The sequence below is a fragment of the Mycobacterium interjectum genome, from assembly GCF_900078675.2.
Lineage (GTDB): Bacteria > Actinomycetota > Actinomycetes > Mycobacteriales > Mycobacteriaceae > Mycobacterium > Mycobacterium interjectum.
Genome location: NZ_LT546237.1, coordinates 360,056 through 362,834, shown reverse-complemented (window position 1 = coordinate 362,834; position 2,779 = coordinate 360,056). Strand labels below are relative to the sequence as shown.

At 72.0% G+C, this 2,779-nt stretch carries 4 protein-coding genes and 1 pseudogene; 1 reads left to right on the top strand and 4 read right to left on the bottom strand.

From position 1 onward, the window contains the following. The 3 genes from BN4348_RS59905 to BN4348_RS36305 all read right to left on the bottom strand — a co-directional run. Positions 1–617 (bottom strand): PaaI family thioesterase (locus tag BN4348_RS59905; RefSeq protein ID WP_160040325.1); only part of this gene is annotated, 617 nt, incomplete at its 3' end. 20 nt (positions 618–637) lie between these two features. Then, complete coding sequence (locus tag BN4348_RS36310; protein ID WP_084454014.1) at positions 638–811, bottom strand: PE domain-containing protein; 174 nt, start codon at positions 809–811, stop codon at positions 638–640. 183 nt (positions 812–994) lie between these two features. Next, positions 995–1,870 (bottom strand): aldo/keto reductase, encoded by an 876-nt coding sequence (locus tag BN4348_RS36305; protein WP_084454013.1) that lies wholly within the window; start codon positions 1,868–1,870, stop codon positions 995–997. A 23-nt stretch (positions 1,871–1,893) separates the two neighbouring features. Here BN4348_RS36305 and BN4348_RS36300 point away from each other — a divergent pair, with 23 nt between their 5' ends. Next, on the top strand, positions 1,894–2,394 hold the full coding sequence (locus tag BN4348_RS36300) for a DUF1990 family protein (RefSeq protein WP_066910251.1): 501 nt from the start codon (positions 1,894–1,896) through the stop codon (positions 2,392–2,394). A 104-nt stretch (positions 2,395–2,498) separates the two neighbouring features. Here the strand turns inward: BN4348_RS36300 and BN4348_RS36295 are convergent. Continuing rightward, positions 2,499–2,779 (bottom strand): annotated as a pseudogene (locus BN4348_RS36295) (nitronate monooxygenase); the annotation flags it as partial.

Sequence of the window (2,779 nt, the reverse complement as noted above, 5' to 3'; positions counted from 1 at the left end):
TGGCCAGGCTTGAGCCGCACGAACAGCGCGTCGGCCTCGGTCAGCAGGGTGTCGCCGTCGCTCAGCCGGCCCGACACGAAGATCTTGCGCCCGTCCACCCGGTCGATGCCGGCCTCGAACTGCAATTCCTTGTCGATCGGCACGATGTGGCGGTAGTTGACCTTGAGGTAGGCGGTGCGCTGGCGGGGGCCCCCGGTGATCACCGACGACGTCAGCCCGAGCACGGAGTCGAACAGCATCCCCAGGGCCCCACCGTGCACCGCGCCGTTGCGGCCCAGGTGAAAGCGCGCGAAGCGCGCCCAGCCGTGGATGCGGCCGTCGTCGCCCTTGCTCGCCTTCATCGGGATGCTCAGGATGTTGCCGCGCATCGGCAGGTCCATCCGGCGCCCGGACGGCGACTCCCACTCGTCGGCGTCGAACGGGCTCAGCAACGCCGAGAGCTTCTCCAGCCGGTCCGCGGCCTCGGTGATCACCTCGTCGGGCGCGTCGACGGCGCGGGCGTGGTCCTGCAGCTTGCGCACGGCGTCGACGAACCGGCCGTAGTCGGGGCCGCCCTTGGTGGTCGGCTCCGGCGGGTTGAACCCGCCGCCGGGATGCTGGTGTTGGTCGCCGGGCACCAACACACCGTATCGGTGGCCTACGGGGCGCTACGGGCCGCCGCCGCCGCCACCCGCGCCGCCNCCCCCGCCGCAACCACTTCGGTCGTCGCGCCGGCGGCCGCTACGTGGGCCGCATTGAGCGCCGCCCCGATGTCCTGCAAATCCGCCGCCGCCGACGTCAAGAACTCCGGCGCCGCAACCACAAACGACATCCCGCGCCTCCACTGATGCAGCCCTGTTCGGCGCGCCCGGGCAGCGTCGCGGTGACAGCGAGCCGCGTCGTGGGGTGTCGCGGCGGGGTGAAGCCGCGTCGGCCGCCCGGAGCGCTCGCTGCGTAGTCTGCGCTGGCGGAAAGGCCCGCCGGATCGGGAATTTTCCCTATATTTGCGCGGCGGCTAGACCGTCCGCTGGGCCCCCGCGGTTGCCAGGGTCTCGAACTCCTCGTCGCTCAGCGTGATCTCGGCCGCGGCGACGTTCTCCTCCAGGTGCGCGACGCTGGACGTGCCGGGGATCGGCAGCATCACGGGCGAGCGCTTCAGCAGCCAGGCCAGCGCCAGCTGCGACGGGCTCGCGTCGTGCTCGGCGGCGATGCGCTGCAGCGGGCCGTCCGGCGCGGCCAGCGGGCCGGCGGCCAGCGGGAACCACGGAATGAAGCCGATGCCCTGGCTGGTCGCGGCGTCCAGCAGCGGTTCGGCGCCCCGCGACGCCAGGTTGTACATGTTCTGCACCGACACGATCTCGGTCACCTGCTGGGCCGCGGTGAGCTGGTCGACGTCGATCTCGGACAGGCCGATGTGGCGGATCTTGCCCTCGTTCTTCAGCGTGAGCAGCTCGCCCACCTGGTCGGCCAGCGGGAAGTTGCGGTCGATGCGGTGCAGCTGGAACAGGTCGATGGTGTCGACGCCGAGGCGGCGCAGGCTCATCTCGCACTCCTGGCGCAGGTAACTGGGGTTGCCCAGCGGGACCCAGACGTCCGGGCCGGTGCGCAGCAGCCCCGCCTTGGTCGCGATCACCAGGCCGTCGTAGGGATGCAGCGCCTCGTGGATGATCTCCTCGGAGACGTAGGGGCCGTAGGAGTCCGCGGTGTCGATGAAGTTGACGCCCAGCTCGACGGCGCGCCGCAGGACCCGCACGCATTCGGCGCGGTCGGCCGGCGGACCCCACACGCCCTTGCCGGTGATCCGCATGGCGCCGAAGCCGAGTCGGTGGACGGTCAGGTCGCCGCCGAGGGTGAACGTTCCGGATGCTTGGGCAACAGTCTGAGTGGTCACTTTCCCGACCGTACGCTGAACACGTGGACCTAGCAGCACTCGAAGAGCTTCCGCTGACCTACGCCGAGGTGGGCGCGACCGCGGCGGGTGAGCTGCCCGCCGGCTACGACCATCAGCACGTGGAGCGCCAAATCGGCACGGGCCAAGAGCGTTTCGAGCGCGCGGCGGACGCGGTCATGCGCTGGGGCATGCAGCGCGGATCCGGGTTGCGCGTGCAGGCCAGCTCCGAGGTCGCCGTCGTCGACGCGGTGTTGGTGGTGCGGATGGGTTTCCTGCCCGCGCCCTGCCGCGTGGTGTACGTCATCGACGAACCCGACCTGCGCGGCTTCGCCTACGGCACCCTGCCCGGGCACCCGGAGTCCGGCGAGGAGCGCTTCGTCGTGCGCCGCGACCCGGTTACCTCCGCGGTGTACGCGGAGGTGTCGGCGTTCTCGCGGCCCGCGGCCTGGTGGACCAAGGCCGGTGGGCCGCTGGTGAGGGCGGCCCAGCGCGTCATCGCCCGGCGCTATTTGCGGGCGGTGTGACCCGCGCCGCCGTCGTTGCACGGTCGGCGCCCGCGACACGTAAACCGCTGCGACGACACGCCGAGGCGGTTCGCAGTGGCTTCAGTCCCGGCGCGGGACGCGCGCTAAGGTCCCCAGCCAGCCAGCAGCCGCTCTGCACCCGAGCACATCTGCTCGATGACCTCCGCGACGGACGCGTCGTCGCGGATCATGCCCACGCCCTGGCCCGCATCGACCGGGGCGACGCGGCGATCGTCGGCGGCGATCGCCGCGGACAGCTCGTCGCACGCCGGCGGATCGAGCGCGTCCTCGCGGCCCGTCCAGCGCGCGACGAAGTCGTTGGCCAGCACCCGCGCCGGGAACCGCGCCGGCCAGGGCCGCCCCCTGGCGACGTCGAAGGCGCGGG